Genomic DNA, 17,839 nt, shown 5'->3' on the forward strand with positions numbered 1-17,839 from the left:
AGTATCGGGAATTTTGCAAGGAGGCTTATAATAATGTTTGCTAGAGATATCGGAATTGACTTAGGTACAGCGAATGTGCTCATTCACGTAAAAGGAAAAGGAATTGTTTTGAACGAACCATCCGTTGTTGCCATTGACCGTCAATTAGAAAAAGTGTTAGCAGTTGGTGAAGAAGCAAGACGTATGGTTGGTCGAACACCTGGAAATATTTCAGCCATTCGCCCACTAAAAGATGGAGTCATTGCGAATTTTGAAATCACCGAAGCAATGCTTAAGCATTTTATTAATAAACTAGATGTAAAAGGTTTTCTTTCTAAGCCACGCATACTTATATGCTGTCCGACGAATATTACATCGGTCGAGCAAAAGGCGATAAGAGAAGCGGCGATGAAAAGCGGCGGAAAAAAAGTTATTTTAGAGGAAGAGCCGAAAATAGCAGCAATTGGTGCTGGTATGGATATCTTTCAACCGAGTGGAAATATGGTCGTTGATATTGGTGGTGGTACGACTGATGTTGCTGTTTTATCAATGGGAGATATCGTTACATCTTCTTCGTTAAAAATGGCAGGGGACAAGCTTGATATGGAAATTCTTCAATACATAAAACGAGAATATAAGTTATTAATTGGTGAGCGTACAGCAGAGGACATTAAGATTCAAGTAGCAACCGTATTTCCTGGGGCACGTAATGAGGAAATAGATATTCGTGGACGTGATATGGTATCTGGATTACCTCGAACAATTACGGTCAGATCAGAAGAAATTGAAAAGGCATTGCATGAATCTGTAGCACTTATCGTCCAAGCTTCAAAAAGCGTACTAGAACGAACACCACCAGAATTATCTGCAGATATCATTGATCGCGGAGTCATTTTAACTGGCGGAGGAGCCTTATTACATGGAATCGATCAGCTATTGTCTGATGAGCTGAGGGTTCCCGTACTTATTGCAGAAAATCCAATGGAATGTGTGGCAATTGGTACTGGTATTATGCTTGAGAATTTGGACAAGCTTCCAGTACGTAATTATGGCTAAGCTGCTACTAATTGTTGTTTTACGCACAAAAAATTAAACAAGTTCACAAATAGAATTCATGGCATCTTTTTTTATATCATACGATGACAAACGCATAAATCACTTGTTGTGTTTAGTAGTAGCAAAATTTACGAAAAGAGCAGCGCATGGATAACAGGTATATAGATTTAAGGATGAGGTGATAACAATGTTACGTGGATTTTACACAGCAGCATCAGGGATGATATCACAGCAGAGAAAAGCGGATATGTTAACAAATAATATGGCAAATGCAAATACACCAGGTTATAAAGCAGAACAAGGGTCCTTACGAGCATTTCCAGAAATGCTATTGCAGCAACTAGGTACGAATTCTATTCCAGGACAAGAGTTGAAGAACCTTCCTTTTGCAAAACCAATTGGTGAACTTAATACAGGTGTATATTTACAGGAAACTAGACCAAACTTCACTCAAGGTGACTTGAGAGAAACGGGATTACATACTGACTTAGCGTTACTTGATGTATTTGTACCAACTAATGAAAATACAAATAATCAAGGTGGACTATTTTTTACAGTACAAAGCGCAAATGGTGACACTTTGTACACTAGGAATGGTAATTTTACGATAGATGGACAAGGGAATTTAACAACTAGTAGTGGTTATTATGTCCTTGATGAAGATAACGCACCGATAAATGTGGGCAGTGGTCAATTTACAGTTAGCAGCGATGGAACAGTGTTAGAAAACAATGAGGCTATTGCTCGAATAAATATCGCTTATGCAGCTGACACGAATAGCCTTATTAAAGATGAGACCGGGATGCTAAGAACAGAAGATAACCAGCCTTTGCCAAATGTGAATACAAACGAAGATATTGTATTTAATATTGAGCAGGGTTTTATAGAAGGGTCAAATGTTGACACAGCACAAACAATGACAGAATTAATGACTTCCTACCGTGCGTTTGAAGCAAATCAAAAAATATTACAAGCATATGATAAAAGTATGGATAAAGCAGTAAATGAAATTGGAAGGCTACGATAGAAATAAATTAAGACCGGTAATTCAATTGAGCATACACTCTTATTATTACTGATTATTGGGAGGGAATATGTAATGAATAGGTCAATTTTGACAGCAGCAAATACGATGAGTCAGTTACAACACAAACTTGACACAATTGGGAATAATCTTGCCAATGTAGATACAGTCGGCTATAAACGTCGTCAAGCAAGCTTTACCGAGCTGTTGTATCAGAATTATAATAATCAACCAAGAGAGGAACAAGAGGTTGGTCGTTTAACTCCTAATGGTATTAGGATAGGGACTGGATCGAAATTAGGTCAAACGAATATGATCATAGCTCAAGGAAGTCTAAAAGAAACAAACCGCCCGCTTGATATTGCTTTTACTGAGGAAGGACAATTTCTTCGTGTAGCTGTAGAAAATAATGGCGAGCAAGCTGTTCATTATACAAGAAATGGTGCACTCTATCTTTCACCTCTTGAAGAAGGATCTGATGAATTGATACTAGTAACGAGTGACGGATATCCTGTGCTTGATAACTCTGGTAACACGATTAATATTGAAAATGATTACCAAGACATATCAATCGATGAAAATGGTACAATAAACTTAATAAATAGTGATGGGGAAAAAGTAGAAGGCAATAACCTTTCTATTGTTAAAATACATCGACCACAACTACTACAGTCTGTCGGTGGAAATTTACTTGGATTACCGAATCTAGAACAGCTTAACTTAGATGAAGAAGAAGTTTTAACATTATTAACTGACGATCTTCAGCAACAAATTAGACTACAAAATGGTACATTAGAACAGTCCAACGTTGACGTATCAACTGAAATGACGGAAATGCTTGCAACGCAAAGGACGTATCAATTTAATGCAAAATCGATTTCTATCGCTGATCAAATGATGGGCCTCGTAAATGGAATTCGATAATAAAGATTGTTCAAAAAACCAGGGGAATACGGCTAAATAATTTTGAATAAGGTACACTAGTCCTGTGAATATTACAGAATGTTTCAGCAGGAGGTAGAAATATAAATCTATGCTAGACATTGCTTTATGATTTATTCTATGGAGTAATTTCCAATGAACAAGGTAACAATGATGTTTATTTAGCATGTTATGCAGTTTTGATATTATTCCCCCTTCCTTTTTGAACACGCATCAATATTCTAAAGGAGCAAAGATCATTGACAACGAATGCAAATCAGTCTGAAACAAAGACGCGATCTCAATTGAGACAAGAACGACACCAACACCAACAACAACAAGGGGAAGAGCATACGAGTAAAAGAAAACTGAAAGCTCGTGTTCGCTTAATTCCCATTTGGTTAAAATTAATGATTGTTGCTGTGCTACTTGTTCTCAGTCTGTTATTAGGTGCCATTGTTGGTTATGGTGTCATTGGAAATGGAGACCCATCTGATGCATTGAAAAAATCTACGTGGCAGCACATTTTTAATTTAGTTGAAAAAGATACAAAGTAAGAAGGAGATTACCGAATGATGTTAGATGTAACAGCAATTAAAGATATTATACCCCATCGTTATCCATTCTTATTAGTTGATAAGATCCTAGAAATAGAAGAAGGCAAACGAGCTGTAGGTATAAAGAATGTCACAGCAAATGAAGAATTTTTTAATGGACATTTTCCTGATTTTCCGGTTATGCCTGGTGTTTTAATTGTAGAAGCACTTGCACAGGTCGGTGCAGTAGCTATGCTAAAAAAAGAAGAAAATCGAGGCAGGTTAGCGTTTTTTGGTGGGATTAATAATTGTAGATTTAAAAAACAAGTGAAGCCTGGAGATCAATTGCGTCTAGAGGTAGAAATGATTCGTGTGCGAGGTTCCATAGGGAAGGGAAAGGCTGTAGCTACAGTTGATGGAGAAGTTGCATGTGAAGCAGAAATTATGTTTGCTCTTGGTGAGAAAACCGAGTAAATATATTCTTTAAAAAGAATGTTGTAATAACACGATTACCCTAGTGGTAGTCTTTTTTTTTTTGGCTTTTTAGGCAAACCTTATTTTTCGTACGAATAAATATACACGTATACAATAGCTACCGCGGCATCTTAACCCTTTTATCTGCTTGGGTTATGAGAAGAGCCCTTGGTATGGTAAGTTTTTTAGGATCTTGCTAAACCAACTCTTATACGAATGTCGTTAATAATGCAATGAAGATACAAATGAATATGGAATTACCTAAAAATAACAATATTTTAATGAAGAATTTTAATCGATTTTGGGAAACATATTCAAAGACAAACCTTTGGATGTCTAAGAAAGGATTAATAAGGAGTGATTTTCATGAACAAAAAATGGTCATTAACATTAATGAATTCATTATTATTTGCGTTACTATTTACGGGTTGTAATACAAATCCGGAAAACCCTCCACCACCTGAGACTGAAACACCGATGGAAGAAGAAATGCCTGAAGAAGATTTAAATAATAATACTTATGAGGAAGATATGATGGAAGAAGAGGAAGAAAATCAAGAGGGATAATATACGTATTACTTTTAATGCCCACTTTTGTGGGCTCATTTTAGTTAGACTGTTTTCGAATTGATTGTTGCTTTTCATACTAAGAAATAAATACTTATAAGTAAGCGTTCGTGGCACCTTTCTCATTTGACATGAGGTCAATGGCAAATAAATTTTTATTGCTGTCAGAAAATTAGTCTCAATAGCAACAAAGTTTACGAAAGCTGTTTTCGCTTTGATCGTTGTTTTTCGTATTAAGAAGTAAATAAGCATATAACTAGCGTTCGTTGCATCTTTTCTTTTGTCCAACGATGAATGGTACTAATTTAGATAACAATAGAAAAGAAAACAGCCTTTTTGAGTAAAATCATTCTCCAAATTCTATTCTTCGAAATACTTCTTCACAATGTAACAAATTTCCTCAATATTTGTCATTTTGAATAACTATATGGTATTATTAATAATTAGTCAGATTAATTTTGGAGGTACGGATAGTAAATGTTCAAAAATCTTCCACACGGTATAAAAATTAGTATTTCTCGCTCAATATCTGCAGCATTCGAACAGTATATGAACAAAATTGAGTGGAATGAAGAAAAATATGATACCAATGATTTTATTCAGCATTGGAGACACTATGCAGACAAAAATGCATCATGGTTTGATAAAATAGAAGATGAAATTAAAGAAAATCCTTTATTTCATGAACAGCTCGCTGATAAAATTAATGAAACAATTGAGAAGCTTTTATCAGAACAACCAACAAACGATCAAATACAACAAATCGAATCTCTAGTTAATGAACTGCAAATAGAAGATATTGATTATGCGTGTAAATCAGAAGCGAAATACCATATTGACCAATTAACAAAGGCTGTAAAAAAAAACAGCAACGACAAAAATTAACTGAAATCTTGTATTTTCAGGCATTTGAAGAAGAATTACCTGAACAGGCATATAGTCTTGATGATCTCACAAAAATTGGGAAGCAAGCACAGGATAAGCTTAATGCGGCAGAAGAACGAACTGATGAGCTTGATGATATGACACAGGATAAAGACTTTAAATTATACCATTAACAATATAAAGTATCGATGGACAGGTACCATACCCCTATATGGACTGTCCTTATTCAATAGGTACTACCCCACACTTAATCCAGCATCCCTCTTATAAAACTATTTCATTATTAAATTCATACTCTATAAGAACAGACTTAAAGAAGGTAGTATAGTAGGTAGGATTAAAAGTAGTAATATTTAGATAAAAATTCTATCTTTTCATAAATTTGAGATAATTATACTATATAATATATATTATCTTTTTTTAGGGGGTTTTTATGTGAGTATTTACTTTTACCTTACAAAGGTGTCGGTATCAGAAGTGCGGAGCGACACAGAGGAAAATGGTTCATTCTACAAAATTCTCATTAATGAAGATCCAGCGATGTATAATCATAAAAATACACATTTAAAGAATTTGGATGATGTCATTACTAACCAAATTATTTATCACTTCGATGACGTGCAAATACCTTTATCTGCTTTACCAAAACCACACTCGCATTCCACTGCTTTTTATTGTAAAACTAATTCCATCATTGAACTAGACTTTTTATCTAATGATAAAAAACAATTTGTAGTTGCATCGATTTTCCTGGAACATCATAAAATACGCTTATTAACCTATAAGTGGAATAAACGAATGAAAGAGTATATCTTACAACCATTGCATGTAGAAGATAGTTTTATGGAAGTCTCAATTCAAAGGGTATTAAAACGATTTAGTGTTATGAAGGGGAATGTTTTTTCATTTATACTTTTTCCGAATGATAGAAAGAATAAATAGTAGGCCGCAACGATGTGATAGAGCCGAAATATGAAAAAGGGTCAATCTTACAACTTTGAAAAATTGATTCCATTCACGGTAAATGTAGAATATATAGTGTAAGGTCAGACCCTAGGAATACCTCAAATTAATATTATTATGGTTAGCGTGTATGCCACCATGCATGAGACGCATTGTTGTATGGTAAGTTGTAACAAAGTGATAGATAGCATACATGCACGTTTCACCACTTAACGACTATTGTTATTAAGCTGTTGTTTAAATTCTTGTAATAGCTGTTCACCTTGTAAACCTCTTTGGAGTAAGTCAGTTAATAATATTTCGGCACGTTTCGTTCTTCGATTGATTAAGACGCCATCCATTAAAACGCTCACACTATCCCCCATGGTTGTAATCTTCTTTACTTTTACAGACATTGTTGCTGGATCATTGTCTTCTTTGGAGATGACTGTTTGAATCGGAATGCTCTTTATTTGACTCTGTTTATGTAGTTCATTGAATAGGTGTAAATAGTCTTGGGCAATTAAAATATCAAGTAACCACCTGTTTTCGCCGTCCTCTTTATTAATGATTAACCCATCAAGTAATGAGATGCCTTGCTTACTAACCTGTATTTCGTCATCATTTAATATAGTGAGGGCAACTAATCTGAAGGTTTTCATGTATACACCTCCCTCATTTAATAAGAAACAACTTCATTTCTTACAGTATATCATAATCAATGAGGGATATTTTTAAAAGAAATAATGACAAACTTTCGTTAATGCGTGTTTTCAATGGAGTGGCTTTTCGTTTTGTAAATGACTTCATCCAGATAATATGAGATACGTGGAAAGTAGATTATGGATGATTTATTCAAACGAGTCGGTCCTTTCATAAACATATTGCGCCCCATTGAAATAATAAGTCCCAAAATCATGTGCTTACTTAAGCTTATATCCTCACAGGTTGCGCTTTTGGCTAATTTTATCCAACATTGAAGTGAAGATTTCTTAAATCTAGTTTTTTTTCGGAAACTTTGCTGCTTACTTTCACTTACATTTGAGAAACTGGTGTGTACTATATGATTTTTATAATTGCTAGAGAAGAAAAGGTTCCCAGAACTTAGTTGTTTTTCGTATTTATCTCTTATGACTAAAAGCAACTTATAGCTATGAAAGAATAACGCCTAGTTTTGGTCGTTGAGATCTTCAGCTAGGGATGTGAATGGGTAAGGATTCATCTATGCTAGTGAAGCTGTTACATTCATCCACAGTCAAAGAAAGAGTATGTTGCTTTGTAGAATGTGTCAATTAAGCTCATTTCCAGCACCATCATAGCTTTTGCACATTTTCTAGCTAAACGTTCCATCATTTCTTCTGTTAACTCGTATCATTCATTGCACTACAATATAATTAGGCCAATCACTGAATCTATTATCCCTCTTTTATGTTGTTTATATGTATAAATTAAAATAGTATGAATGCGTTTAACGTTTTAGTAAGAAGAAAAAATGGGTATAATAAGCAACAAAAAATCATAGTTTATGAAGAAGGTTATTATTTTAAATAAAAAGTATACAGCTTGAATTTAAGTTAGTAGATTGAGGAGGCGATTCTTGAATAATGAAAATAACAGTAGCGGGAGCTGGTTATGTAGGTTTATCAAATGCGATACTATTAGCGCAACATAATGAAGTAATAGCGATAGATATTCATCAGGAGAAGGTAGATTTGATTAACAATAGACAATCTCCTATTGTAGATACAGAGATTGAAGAATTTCTAACAACTAGGGAGTTGAATTTATCAGCAACAACAGATGTATATAAAGCTTATGAGCATGCTGACTATGTTATTATTTCTACACCTACGAACTATGATCCTGACAAGAATTATTTTAATACCAGAACAGTTGAAGCAGTTATAGCGAATGTCCTTGCAGTTAACCCTAAGGCTACAATGATTTTAAAATCAACTGTTCCTGTAGGATATACTACCAGGGTGAAGGAAATGTTTGAGACCGATAATATCATCTTCTCACCAGAGTTTTTAAGAGAGGGTAAAGCTCTTCATGATAATTTATATCCTTCAAGAATAATCGTTGGAGAAAAATCTGAAAGAGCAGAAAGGTTTGCAAGCTTATTAGCAGAAGGAGCTGTTAAAAAGGACATCCCTATTTTATATACAAACGCTGCTGAAGCTGAGGCAGTAAAGCTTTTTTCAAATACCTATTTAGCGATGAGAGTTGCCTATTTTAACGAACTAGATACCTATGCTGAAATCAGAGGACTAAATACAAAAGAAATTATTGATGGTGTAGGGCTTGATCCTAGAATCGGCAATCATTATAATAATCCTTCTTTTGGGTATGGTGGATATTGCTTGCCGAAGGATACGAAGCAACTATTAGCGAATTACGAGGATGTACCTAACCATATCATTGGTGCCATTGTAGATTCAAATCGAACGCGAAAAGATCATATAGCCGATCAAATTTTAGCACAAAAACCTCAAGTTGTAGGAATATATAGGCTGACAATGAAAACAAACTCAGATAATTTTAGAGATTCATCGATTCAAGGAATTATGAAAAGAATTAAAGCCAAAGGAATTGAGGTTGTAGTGTACGAGCCAGCCTTAAACGATGAACTTTTCTTTCACTCAAAAGTTATTAAGGATTTGTCTCAGTTTAAAATGTTATCAGATGTCATTGTTTCAAATAGGCTAAGTGACGAAATTGAAGATGTTAAAGAGAAAGTATACACGAGGGATTTGTATAATACAGACTAGGTAGAATAAGAAGTAAACTGAAAGGGTAGAGCTTACATGGTGAGTGGCCGAAAAAAGCCGTGTTACATCATTTTATGGATTACTGTCATTACATGGATGATACTTATTTTTTATTTATCCTCACAAGTGGAGGAGCAATCTGATCATCTAAGTAAAAACATCACACAAGTTATAATAGAATCAGCAGAAAAGGTCTCACCTCAATCTGAATTTAATTTACATAAAATGAATCGTTTAGTAAGGAAAAATGCGCACTTTATTGCTTACTTAGTATTAGGAATGCTAGTTGTATTGGCATTGAGGAACAGTGGATGGTCTAGTTTGAAATCCTTTGGTGTTGCTCTAATGATTTGTGTGTTATTTGCAATATCGGACGAATTTCATCAGCTATTTGTGTCTGGCAGAGGTGCTCAAATGAGGGACGTTATCATCGATAGTGCTGGTGCTATCGTTGGTATTAGTATGACCTTTCTGCCGAAAATTTTTCAGATGAAATAATAAATATGAAACCTCTTAATCTACGTTTGCTGTGGATTGAGAGGTTTTTTTAATAGCTAAGAAGTTTCAGTTACATCTAAGTCAAACTCCATCACGTTTACCTCTTGATGTCGCTAGCAAGGCATGCCCCTCTCTTTTATATACTTGAATAACATTAAAAAGGTCTCTCATTATGCGTTATCTTCACACTAAGAAATAAAGACGAATATAACTAGCGTTCGTGCATATTATTCATAAGTTATTGATATTGATATAAAATCCATTTAAATTATTTGAATTTTATGAAATATTATTAAGTTTTATGAAAAGCACTTTTTGGATTATTTGATTAGCAAAAAATGACATATTGGTAAATGAAGACGCATAGTATTGTTTATCTATAAATTATTGAAAGGTAGTGTGAGTGAGAATATTATGCTAGACAACAGAAGTAGTCATACGTACATAACATGGAAAGCGAGTTAGGTAACTTGAAAGTATTGATTCGTAGATTCATATCGAAACGTAACACAAGGAAAATTGTTAATTAGCTGCAATTCATATGAATAAGATGAGGGGGAGCAATAATGGGTACAAAAATTATGGTAACTGGTGGATGTGGTTTTATTGGATCTCATATAGTAGATCAACTACTGGAACAACAGTATGAAGTTGTAGTAGTGGATAATCTCAGCTCTGGTCGTTTAGATAACATTCCTTCAAATAAGGTTGAGTTGTTTGTATGTGATGTTACAAGTGATGAATTCCATGAGGTTGTGCAAAAAGCAAAACCAGATTATATCATACATCAAGCAGCACATGTATCAGTTGTCAATTCTACTGTGAATATGATGCACGATGCTGAAGTTAATATTAAGGGTTCTTTAAATGTAATTGAGGCAGCCAAACGGTTTAAAGTACAAAAGATAATTTTTGCATCATCAGCTGCTGTGTACGGTGAAACGCAATACCTACCCATTGATATCTATCATCCTACAAAGCCCCAATCTCCATATGGTTTATCCAAATGGACAACAGAGGAATATTTGAAAATGGCTTCAAAGTATTATGGTGTGAAGTTCAGTATTTTAAGGTATAGCAATGTTTATGGACCACGTCAAAACTATTTGGGTGAGGGTGGAGTAGTAGCCATCTTTGCCAATCAAATGAGTAATCATGAGGAAATTAACATATATGGTGACGGCGAGCAAACGAGAGATTTTATTTATGTTAAGGATGTAGCTGCTGCTAATATTCGAGCCTTGAAGAATGGTGATGGATTAGTCTTAAATGTTTCTTCAACTATGCCAGTAACAATTAACCATTTATTTAAGACAATGACAGCTTTGCTAGATTATAAGCAAGAAGCAAGCTATCAAAATTCTAGAAAAGGAGAACTAGCGAATAGCGTATTATGTAACAAATCTACAGAGGAACATCTAAGTTGGAATTTGTCCTACTCATTTCAAGAAGGTTTAAAAGAAACGATAGATTATTATAAAAACTACTCTTTAGTATAAGGTAGATTTCACAAAGATTGCCTATCACTTCACTAAAAAGATGTTGGTTGGCAATCTTATTCTTATGCTTTTCCACCCTTTATGATAGAAACTCTCTTAATTTTTTAATAATGATAAAAACAGTATTAATAAGTAATCAAGTGCATATAATGAATTAAGGTTTTGTTTAAACACATTTCAGTGTTCAATTTCCAACTATAAAAAAGTAGATTTGTATGTTTATAGCATTAGTTAGAGGAGGGATACTTGTTGCCCATAGAGAGTGAGGATTGGAAGTAGGATAAATTGCTAAACAAAACAGGAGGGAAGCAGCGTATTGAAAACAACAAATAACTTTTTCGACACTTATGTTTCTGCTACTTACATAGAAAAAGATAGTTTTAAAGTGCAAAAGAATATTATATTTCCAGTAATGAAAAGGTGGGCAGATATACTTCTTTCGCTAATCGGATTGTTAATAACATCTATCGTTATTATCGTATTTGCTATTTTGATAAAACTGGAGACACCAGGACCTGCATTTTTTATTCAAAAAAGAGTGGGTAAAAACGGAAAATACTTTAATTTGATTAAATTGCGATCTATGTGTGTAGATGCAGAAAAGAATGGAGCTCAATGGGCCCAAAAAAATGATCCAAGAGTGACGAAGGTTGGAAGTTTTATGCGAAAAACAAGGATTGATGAATTGCCTCAATTTATTAACGTATTAAGAGGTAACATGAGTATTATAGGTCCAAGGCCTGAACGCCCGATGTTTACAGCTCAATTTAATGAAGAAATTCCTGGCTTTATAAATCGCTTATCAGTAAAACCGGGACTAACTGGATGGGCTCAAATTAATGGTGGATATGAGATTACTCCAAATGAGAAACTAAAGCTGGATCTTTATTATATAGAGAATCAATCTATTTTGATGGAGCTGAAGATTATGTTAAAAACAGTTCGCATCGTAATTACAGGAAATGGAGCAAGGTAGTAAAAAAGATTTTAAATATGAGGAGATAAAAAATATGATTTTAGTTACTGGTGCTGCAGGCTTTATTGGCTATCATTTATCACAGTATCTATTAAAAGAAGGACATGAAGTTTTAGGCATAGATAACTTAAATGATTACTATGATGTCACATTAAAAGAAGATAGATTGAAGCTACTTGAGGTAAACAAGATGTTTACATTTGAGAAGGTAGATTTGAAAGACCAAGATCAAGTGATGCATATATTCAATAATTACCCAATATCTAAAGTAATTAACTTAGCAGCACAGGCTGGTGTTCGATATAGCTTAGAAAATCCTTTATCTTATATCCACTCTAATGTTCTAGGCTTTACAAATGTATTGGAGGCGTGTAGACATCATGGCATTAAACATCTCATATACGCATCATCAAGTTCTGTTTATGGTGCTAATAAAAAAATGCCATACGCGGTTCAAGATAATGTAGATCACCCTATAAGTCTTTATGCAGCGACAAAAAAGTCAAATGAATTACTCGCACATACGTATAGTCACTTGTATGGTTTACCTACTACTGGTTTAAGATTTTTTACTGTATACGGCCCAATGGGAAGACCTGATATGGCTTACTTTAAATTTACGAAAGCAATTATTGAAGGGAAACCTATACAAGTATTTAATCATGGAAAGATGAAGAGGGATTTTACTTATATAGATGATATCGTAGAGGGAATTGTAAATTTAATAGATAAGGTTCCACAATCGAATGAAAGTTGGAATAGAGAGCATCCTGTGCCAGATTCAAGCTATGCACCGTATAAAGTATACAATATTGGTAATAATCGACCAGTCGAATTAATGACCTTTATCGATACGATAGAAAAGGCCGTTGGAAAAAAAGCAATCATCGAATACCTTCCGATGCAACCAGGAGATGTAAAAGAAACGTATGCAGATATAGATTCATTAACAAATGATATCGGCTTTACACCATCAACTAGCATTGAGCAGGGAATACATCAATTTGTCGATTGGTACAAAAAATACTACACTCCAATAACGAAATAGGGGAAGTTGGTTATATGAATCATAAGCATGTAAAGGTTCTTCATATGTCAACAATTGATTTAACGATAAAAGATATGCTGCTAGATAAGATGGATGAACTAAGAGAGTTAAATTATACCATTGATTTTCTTTCTGATGATACCGGCTTAGTTACAGAAATAGAGGGCAGAGGTTATCGTCACATTACAGTAAGTATGTCTCGCAAAATAAAACCATTAAAGGATCTCATTAGTATTATGAAGATTGTTAAAATCTTGAAAAATGAGAAATATGATATTGTGCACACACATGCAGCTAAAGCAGGTGTCATAGGTCGAATAGCGGCTAAAATAGCTGGAGTAAAAATGATCATTCATACAAGTCATGGCTTACCTTTTTACCAGGGGCAATCTAACATAAAAAACTTTGTCTATAAAGGTTTAGAGAGAATGGCTAGCTTTTTTAGCCATGCTTACTTTTCTCAAAATAAAGAAGATTTAAATGTTATAAGGAAGATCGTACCAAAAAGAATTATAACAGCATATGAAGGAAATGGTATTCCCTTAAATAAAATTGATAAGCATGAAAAGTTAGCGACTTCAAAAAAAGCAGAGCTGCTACAAAACATGGGTATCAACAATAATGAATTTGTATTTTTAATGGGTGCAAGGTTTGAGGGTGTTAAAAATCATCAAATGCTATTGAGGTCAATTGCCAATTTAAAAACCGATCGTTCGTGTAAGTTTCTTCTTGCTGGTACAGGAGATGAATTAGAAAGTATGAAGTTATTGGCTGAGAATCTTCGTATTACAGACAAAGTTTTGTTTTTAGGATATAGGGAAGATATGTATGACTTAATCCAACTATGTGATGCTGTCATTCTAACTTCGGAAAAAGAGGGGATACCGAGAATTTTAATGGAAGCCATGGCGTTCAATAAGCCGGTATTAGCTACAAATGTACTAGGAACGAAAGAATTAGTTGTGCATAATCAAACGGGTGAATTAGTAGAATTAAATGACATAGAAGGTTTGACAGAAACAATGTCCAAGTGGATTTCAGAGAATTATAGATTAGAGTTAGAACAATTTGCAAAGAACTCGCGAGAAAGAATAATTAGTGAATTTACCGAAGCGAAAGTGGCAGCTAGGCTAGATGTTCTTTATAAAGATTTAATAAGCAAAGAATATGATATTAATGCAATGAATGAGAGGCTGAGGAGCTATTAAACTAGTAATGGAATAATGGAACTATGAGTTTTACAATTTGGTGTTTATACAACAGATTGAATATTAAAGTTTCTAATAAGTGAAGGTGAAACTCTATTTATTAAAGAAGGAGAGGTTATGATAAAAAAAAATATTTCCATTGTAATGAGTTGTTATAATGCAGCTGAAATAATTGGGAGAACGATAGAATCAATTAAAACCCAACAATTTCAAGACTATGAGCTTATTATTGTTGATGATTATTCAACCGACAATACAGTAGAAATGATAGAAGAGGAAATTACATTAGATCCTCGAATGACTTTAATAAAAAATACAGAGAATATAGGTTTGACAAAATCACTTATTAAAGCAATTCGTTTATCTCAAGGGGAATATATTGCGAGAATTGATGCTGGAGATTTAATGTACCCTGAACGACTTAGAAAACAAAAGGAAATTTTGGATGAACATGATGACATTGGCTTAGTTACTTCATATTGTAACATTATTAAAATGAAAGATGGAATAATGATAGAACAATACGATAAAGTATTAGAAGCTGAAAATATTAAGAGATCAATGGCTCATGGTAATAGAATTGAGCATTGTACTACAATGTTTAGAAAATCTATACATGATGCTGTTGGTGGTTATAACAAGGAATACTATACTTCGCAAGATTACGATTTGTGGGTGAAAATGCTCCATGTTTCTAGTCTATATGTTATTCCAGAGATATTATCAACGAGTGTTTATGATATAGGTAATTCTATCACCTACAATAAAAATAAAGTTCAATTAAAAAATGGAATAAAAATAAGAGTAAATGCAATGAAAAATAGTTATCTCCCTAAAAAGGCTTGTATGTCAGGTATTATTAAAGCACTGCTGATGTATATCTTACCTGGTAAGGTGAATACCATGCTAAGAAATTATTTTAGCCCTGTAAAATCAAGGAGCTTGGAGTAAATGGTTATGATAAGTATTAATGATACTAAGCCTGCTGTGGCTTTATTATTTGGCTATGTAATGTATTTTACCTTGAAACCTTTTTACTTCTTTAGTAGTGGATCTTTACAAATTGCCGATTTTATTTTGTTGGCCACCTTCGGTATACTTCTTATTGCTCTAAATGGAAAGTTTCTCGCTCCTGAACCCGTTATGTTAGTTTTGAAAGTTGCACTGGCTTTTTGTTTGTATGTAACTTTTATAAATATTGTTTGGGGTATTATTAATCAAGAATGGAGTGCTTACTTTAAAAATACGTTGTTTTATATATTTAATTTCTTTTCAATATTAATGATCGTTGGATTATATAAAGTATACGATGTAGCCTTTTTGAGAGCATCAGCTTTAGCCGTCCAATTATCCATTATTACTCAATTTTTGCTCTTCATCATATATGGTGGTTTTTCTTCTTCAAGAATGGTGTTGTTTTTTAATAACCCTAATCAGTTAGGTTATTATGCAATTTTAATCGCAGCTCTGCTCCTTGCTTTAAAAGCTTACGTTATATATAAACCTTTATATATCATATCTATATTTTCTAGTTTAGTCATATGTTTAATATCTTTGTCAAAAGCCGCAATACTAGCATATCTTATTATTTTTATTCCTACGATTGTCAAACGATTTTCTGTGAAGAATGGTAAATGGATCAAAACTTTGTTTATACTACTTTTAATTATTATCCCAATTGGAGTTGTTTTCCAAGATGAAATTGTGGACAATCCATTAACGACCAGTGTAGTTGAAAGAATTAATAAAATCGGAAAAGATAATGATGACTCATTAGGTGGAAGAGGGTACGATAGGATTTTTAACCATATCAATTATTTAATATTTGGAGCTGGAGAAGGTTTATACGATCGTTTTGAAAGTCAAATTTTTAATAAAGAAATCCATTCAACAATTGGGAACCTTATTTTTTCATATGGGATAATAGGTCTATTTATTTTTTTATTTATTATCATTTATATAGAAAAGGTAGAGGGGTTTAAAAATTTTAGTTCAATTATTGGCTTAATGTTTTATGGTCTGTTTCATAATGGAATTAGGAATACGATGCTATGGATATTTCTAATGATTTTAATAATCATTGCTGTAGATTTTAAAAAAAGAAAAGCGAATAATATATCCTTCAAATAATCTTGCAAACTAAGTTAATTGAATACTTTGTAAATAATATATTTTGTTATTTTTGACTTTGTAGCTGATTTGATTAATACCAAAATTGTTTGTTTTACCAGGAGGCTACTCATGAAACATAAAATTGCATTTTTCATAGGAACACTGTCAACAGGTGGAGCTGAAAGAGCGGTATCAAATTTAACATTAAATTTATCGAATGAGTTTGATACCAATATAATTCTATTTGAAAATAAAGCAAAGGTTGAATACCCCTATAGTGGAAAAATAATTAAAGTGAGGAATGTAAAAGCAAGCAATGTCATTTATAAATGTTTAGCTCTTTATTATAGGATGAATATCATTAAGAAGCTGAAGAAAAAAAATGAAATTAAAACAATGATCAGTTTTTTAGAATATCCGAATCTAATCAACTTACTAACTAGAAAATATGGTAAAACGGTTATTTCTGTTAGAAATCACATGTCTACGAAACACAAAAAAGGGCTTAAAGCTTTCTTTTGGAAAAAAACCATCAAAATCTTGTATAAAAAAGCTGATAAAATCGTGGCAGTTTCACACGAAATTAAAAATGATTTAGTTACGAATTATGGCATCGATGAAGATAAAATAACAATTATTTATAACTCATACCCAATTCAAAGAATTAACGAATTATCAAAAGAACCCATTGAAGAACAGTATAGAAATATATTCGAACATCCAGTGATTATCACAGCTGGAAGGTTAAATAAACAAAAAGGACAATGCCATCTCATTAGAGCATTTAGTAGAGTGAAAGCTTTAAATCCAAATGCGAAACTAGTTATTCTTGGGGAAGGTGTATTAAAGGAAGAACTAGAACAATTGGCCGAGGAGTTAAAAATTAAACAAGATGTCCACTTTTTAGGCTTTCAACAAAATCCTTTTAAATACATCAATAAGTCAAAGGTATTTGTTCTCTCTTCTTTATACGAAGGTTTTCCGAATGCATTAGCAGAAGCAATGGCTTGCGGTATTCCTATCATTTCAACAGACTGTTTATCTGGTCCTAGAGAAATATTAGCCCCAACTCATATGGGTGTTAAGAATATGACATATGAAATTAATAGAGAGATGTTCGGAGTGTTAACACCAGTTTGTAGAGGTAATCATTTAAGGGAAAAAGATAGCTTACTAGAAGAGGAATTAACGTTAGCTAATCACATTCATCACTTATTAAATAATGAAGATTTGCGAAAATACTATGCAAATAGAAGTGTTGAAAGGATAAGTGATTTTAATATAAATCATATTATTAAGGAATGGGAAAACATGATTTCTAAATTCTGTTAAGGATGACTATA

19 protein-coding genes are annotated in these 17,839 nt (G+C 33.2%); 18 read left to right on the plus strand and 1 reads right to left on the minus strand.

Translation table 11 applies throughout. The annotated features are described in order from the left end of the window. Positions 1–33 precede the first annotated feature (33 nt). From V1503_RS11410 to V1503_RS11450, 9 genes are all read left to right on the plus strand, one after another. Positions 34–1,035 (plus strand): rod shape-determining protein, encoded by a 1,002-nt coding sequence (locus V1503_RS11410; protein WP_214480841.1) that lies wholly within the window; start codon positions 34–36, stop codon positions 1,033–1,035. A 187-nt stretch (positions 1,036–1,222) separates the two neighbouring features. Further along, positions 1,223–2,062, plus strand: a complete 840-nt coding sequence (locus V1503_RS11415; protein ID WP_214480840.1) for a flagellar hook-basal body protein — start codon at positions 1,223–1,225, stop codon at positions 2,060–2,062. A 72-nt stretch (positions 2,063–2,134) separates the two neighbouring features. Then, positions 2,135–2,983 carry a flagellar hook-basal body protein gene (locus tag V1503_RS11420; RefSeq protein ID WP_214480839.1) on the plus strand — a complete coding sequence of 283 codons (849 nt, stop codon included), beginning with the start codon at positions 2,135–2,137 and terminating at the stop codon, positions 2,981–2,983. Positions 2,984–3,240: 257 nt separating this feature from the next. Next, positions 3,241–3,537 carry a DNA-directed RNA polymerase subunit beta gene (locus V1503_RS11425; protein ID WP_410626989.1) on the plus strand — a complete coding sequence of 99 codons (297 nt, stop codon included), beginning with the start codon at positions 3,241–3,243 and terminating at the stop codon, positions 3,535–3,537. Positions 3,538–3,555: 18 nt separating this feature from the next. Next, on the plus strand, positions 3,556–3,990 hold the full coding sequence (fabZ, locus tag V1503_RS11430; RefSeq protein WP_214480940.1) for a 3-hydroxyacyl-ACP dehydratase FabZ: 435 nt from the start codon (positions 3,556–3,558) through the stop codon (positions 3,988–3,990). 366 nt (positions 3,991–4,356) lie between these two features. Continuing rightward, positions 4,357–4,557 carry a hypothetical protein gene (locus V1503_RS11435; RefSeq protein WP_320257996.1) on the plus strand — a complete coding sequence of 67 codons (201 nt, stop codon included), beginning with the start codon at positions 4,357–4,359 and terminating at the stop codon, positions 4,555–4,557. 477 nt (positions 4,558–5,034) lie between these two features. After that, positions 5,035–5,442 carry a hypothetical protein gene (locus V1503_RS11440; RefSeq protein WP_320207445.1) on the plus strand — a complete coding sequence of 136 codons (408 nt, stop codon included), beginning with the start codon at positions 5,035–5,037 and terminating at the stop codon, positions 5,440–5,442. Positions 5,443–5,450: 8 nt separating this feature from the next. Continuing rightward, on the plus strand, positions 5,451–5,615 hold the full coding sequence (locus V1503_RS11445; protein ID WP_214480836.1) for a hypothetical protein: 165 nt from the start codon (positions 5,451–5,453) through the stop codon (positions 5,613–5,615). A gap of 262 nt (positions 5,616–5,877) precedes the next feature. Continuing rightward, the gene (locus V1503_RS11450; protein ID WP_410626993.1) at positions 5,878–6,384 is read left to right on the plus strand and encodes a hypothetical protein; all 507 of its coding nucleotides are present in this window, start codon (positions 5,878–5,880) and stop codon (positions 6,382–6,384) included. Positions 6,385–6,614: 230 nt separating this feature from the next. Here V1503_RS11450 and V1503_RS11455 read toward each other — a convergent pair whose 3' ends face one another. After that, the gene (locus tag V1503_RS11455; RefSeq protein WP_214480834.1) at positions 6,615–7,046 is read right to left on the minus strand and encodes a YwpF-like family protein; all 432 of its coding nucleotides are present in this window, start codon (positions 7,044–7,046) and stop codon (positions 6,615–6,617) included. A 942-nt stretch (positions 7,047–7,988) separates the two neighbouring features. On the opposite strand from V1503_RS11455, the gene V1503_RS11460 reads away from it, so the two are divergent. From V1503_RS11460 to V1503_RS11500, 9 genes are all read left to right on the plus strand, one after another. Beyond that, positions 7,989–9,155, plus strand: coding sequence for a nucleotide sugar dehydrogenase (locus tag V1503_RS11460; protein ID WP_410626996.1), 1,167 nt, complete (start codon positions 7,989–7,991; stop codon positions 9,153–9,155). A gap of 36 nt (positions 9,156–9,191) precedes the next feature. After that, complete coding sequence (locus V1503_RS11465) at positions 9,192–9,653, plus strand: VanZ family protein (protein ID WP_410626998.1); 462 nt, start codon at positions 9,192–9,194, stop codon at positions 9,651–9,653. Between the two features lie 566 nt (positions 9,654–10,219). Further along, entirely contained in the window at positions 10,220–11,152 is a 933-nt protein-coding gene (locus tag V1503_RS11470) for an NAD-dependent epimerase/dehydratase family protein (protein WP_410627000.1), read from the plus strand. 385 nt (positions 11,153–11,537) lie between these two features. Further along, on the plus strand, positions 11,538–12,128 hold the full coding sequence (locus V1503_RS11475) for an exopolysaccharide biosynthesis polyprenyl glycosylphosphotransferase (RefSeq protein WP_410629424.1): 591 nt from the start codon (positions 11,538–11,540) through the stop codon (positions 12,126–12,128). Between the two features lie 34 nt (positions 12,129–12,162). Continuing rightward, complete coding sequence (locus V1503_RS11480; protein WP_410627002.1) at positions 12,163–13,176, plus strand: NAD-dependent epimerase; 1,014 nt, start codon at positions 12,163–12,165, stop codon at positions 13,174–13,176. A 14-nt stretch (positions 13,177–13,190) separates the two neighbouring features. Further along, positions 13,191–14,384 carry a glycosyltransferase family 4 protein gene (locus V1503_RS11485; RefSeq protein WP_410627004.1) on the plus strand — a complete coding sequence of 398 codons (1,194 nt, stop codon included), beginning with the start codon at positions 13,191–13,193 and terminating at the stop codon, positions 14,382–14,384. A gap of 117 nt (positions 14,385–14,501) precedes the next feature. Beyond that, positions 14,502–15,335: a glycosyltransferase family 2 protein gene (locus V1503_RS11490; protein WP_410627006.1), complete on the plus strand. Its 834-nt coding sequence runs from the start codon at positions 14,502–14,504 to the stop codon at positions 15,333–15,335. A gap of 6 nt (positions 15,336–15,341) precedes the next feature. Beyond that, entirely contained in the window at positions 15,342–16,514 is a 1,173-nt protein-coding gene (locus V1503_RS11495) for an O-antigen ligase family protein (RefSeq protein WP_410627009.1), read from the plus strand. A gap of 111 nt (positions 16,515–16,625) precedes the next feature. Then, on the plus strand, positions 16,626–17,828 hold the full coding sequence (locus V1503_RS11500; protein WP_410627011.1) for a glycosyltransferase: 1,203 nt from the start codon (positions 16,626–16,628) through the stop codon (positions 17,826–17,828). The last annotated feature ends 11 nt before the right edge of the window (positions 17,829–17,839 follow it).

The sequence above is a fragment of the Nanhaiella sioensis genome (genome assembly GCF_046557775.1).
Taxonomy (GTDB): domain Bacteria; phylum Bacillota; class Bacilli; order Bacillales; family SM2101; genus Nanhaiella; species Nanhaiella sioensis.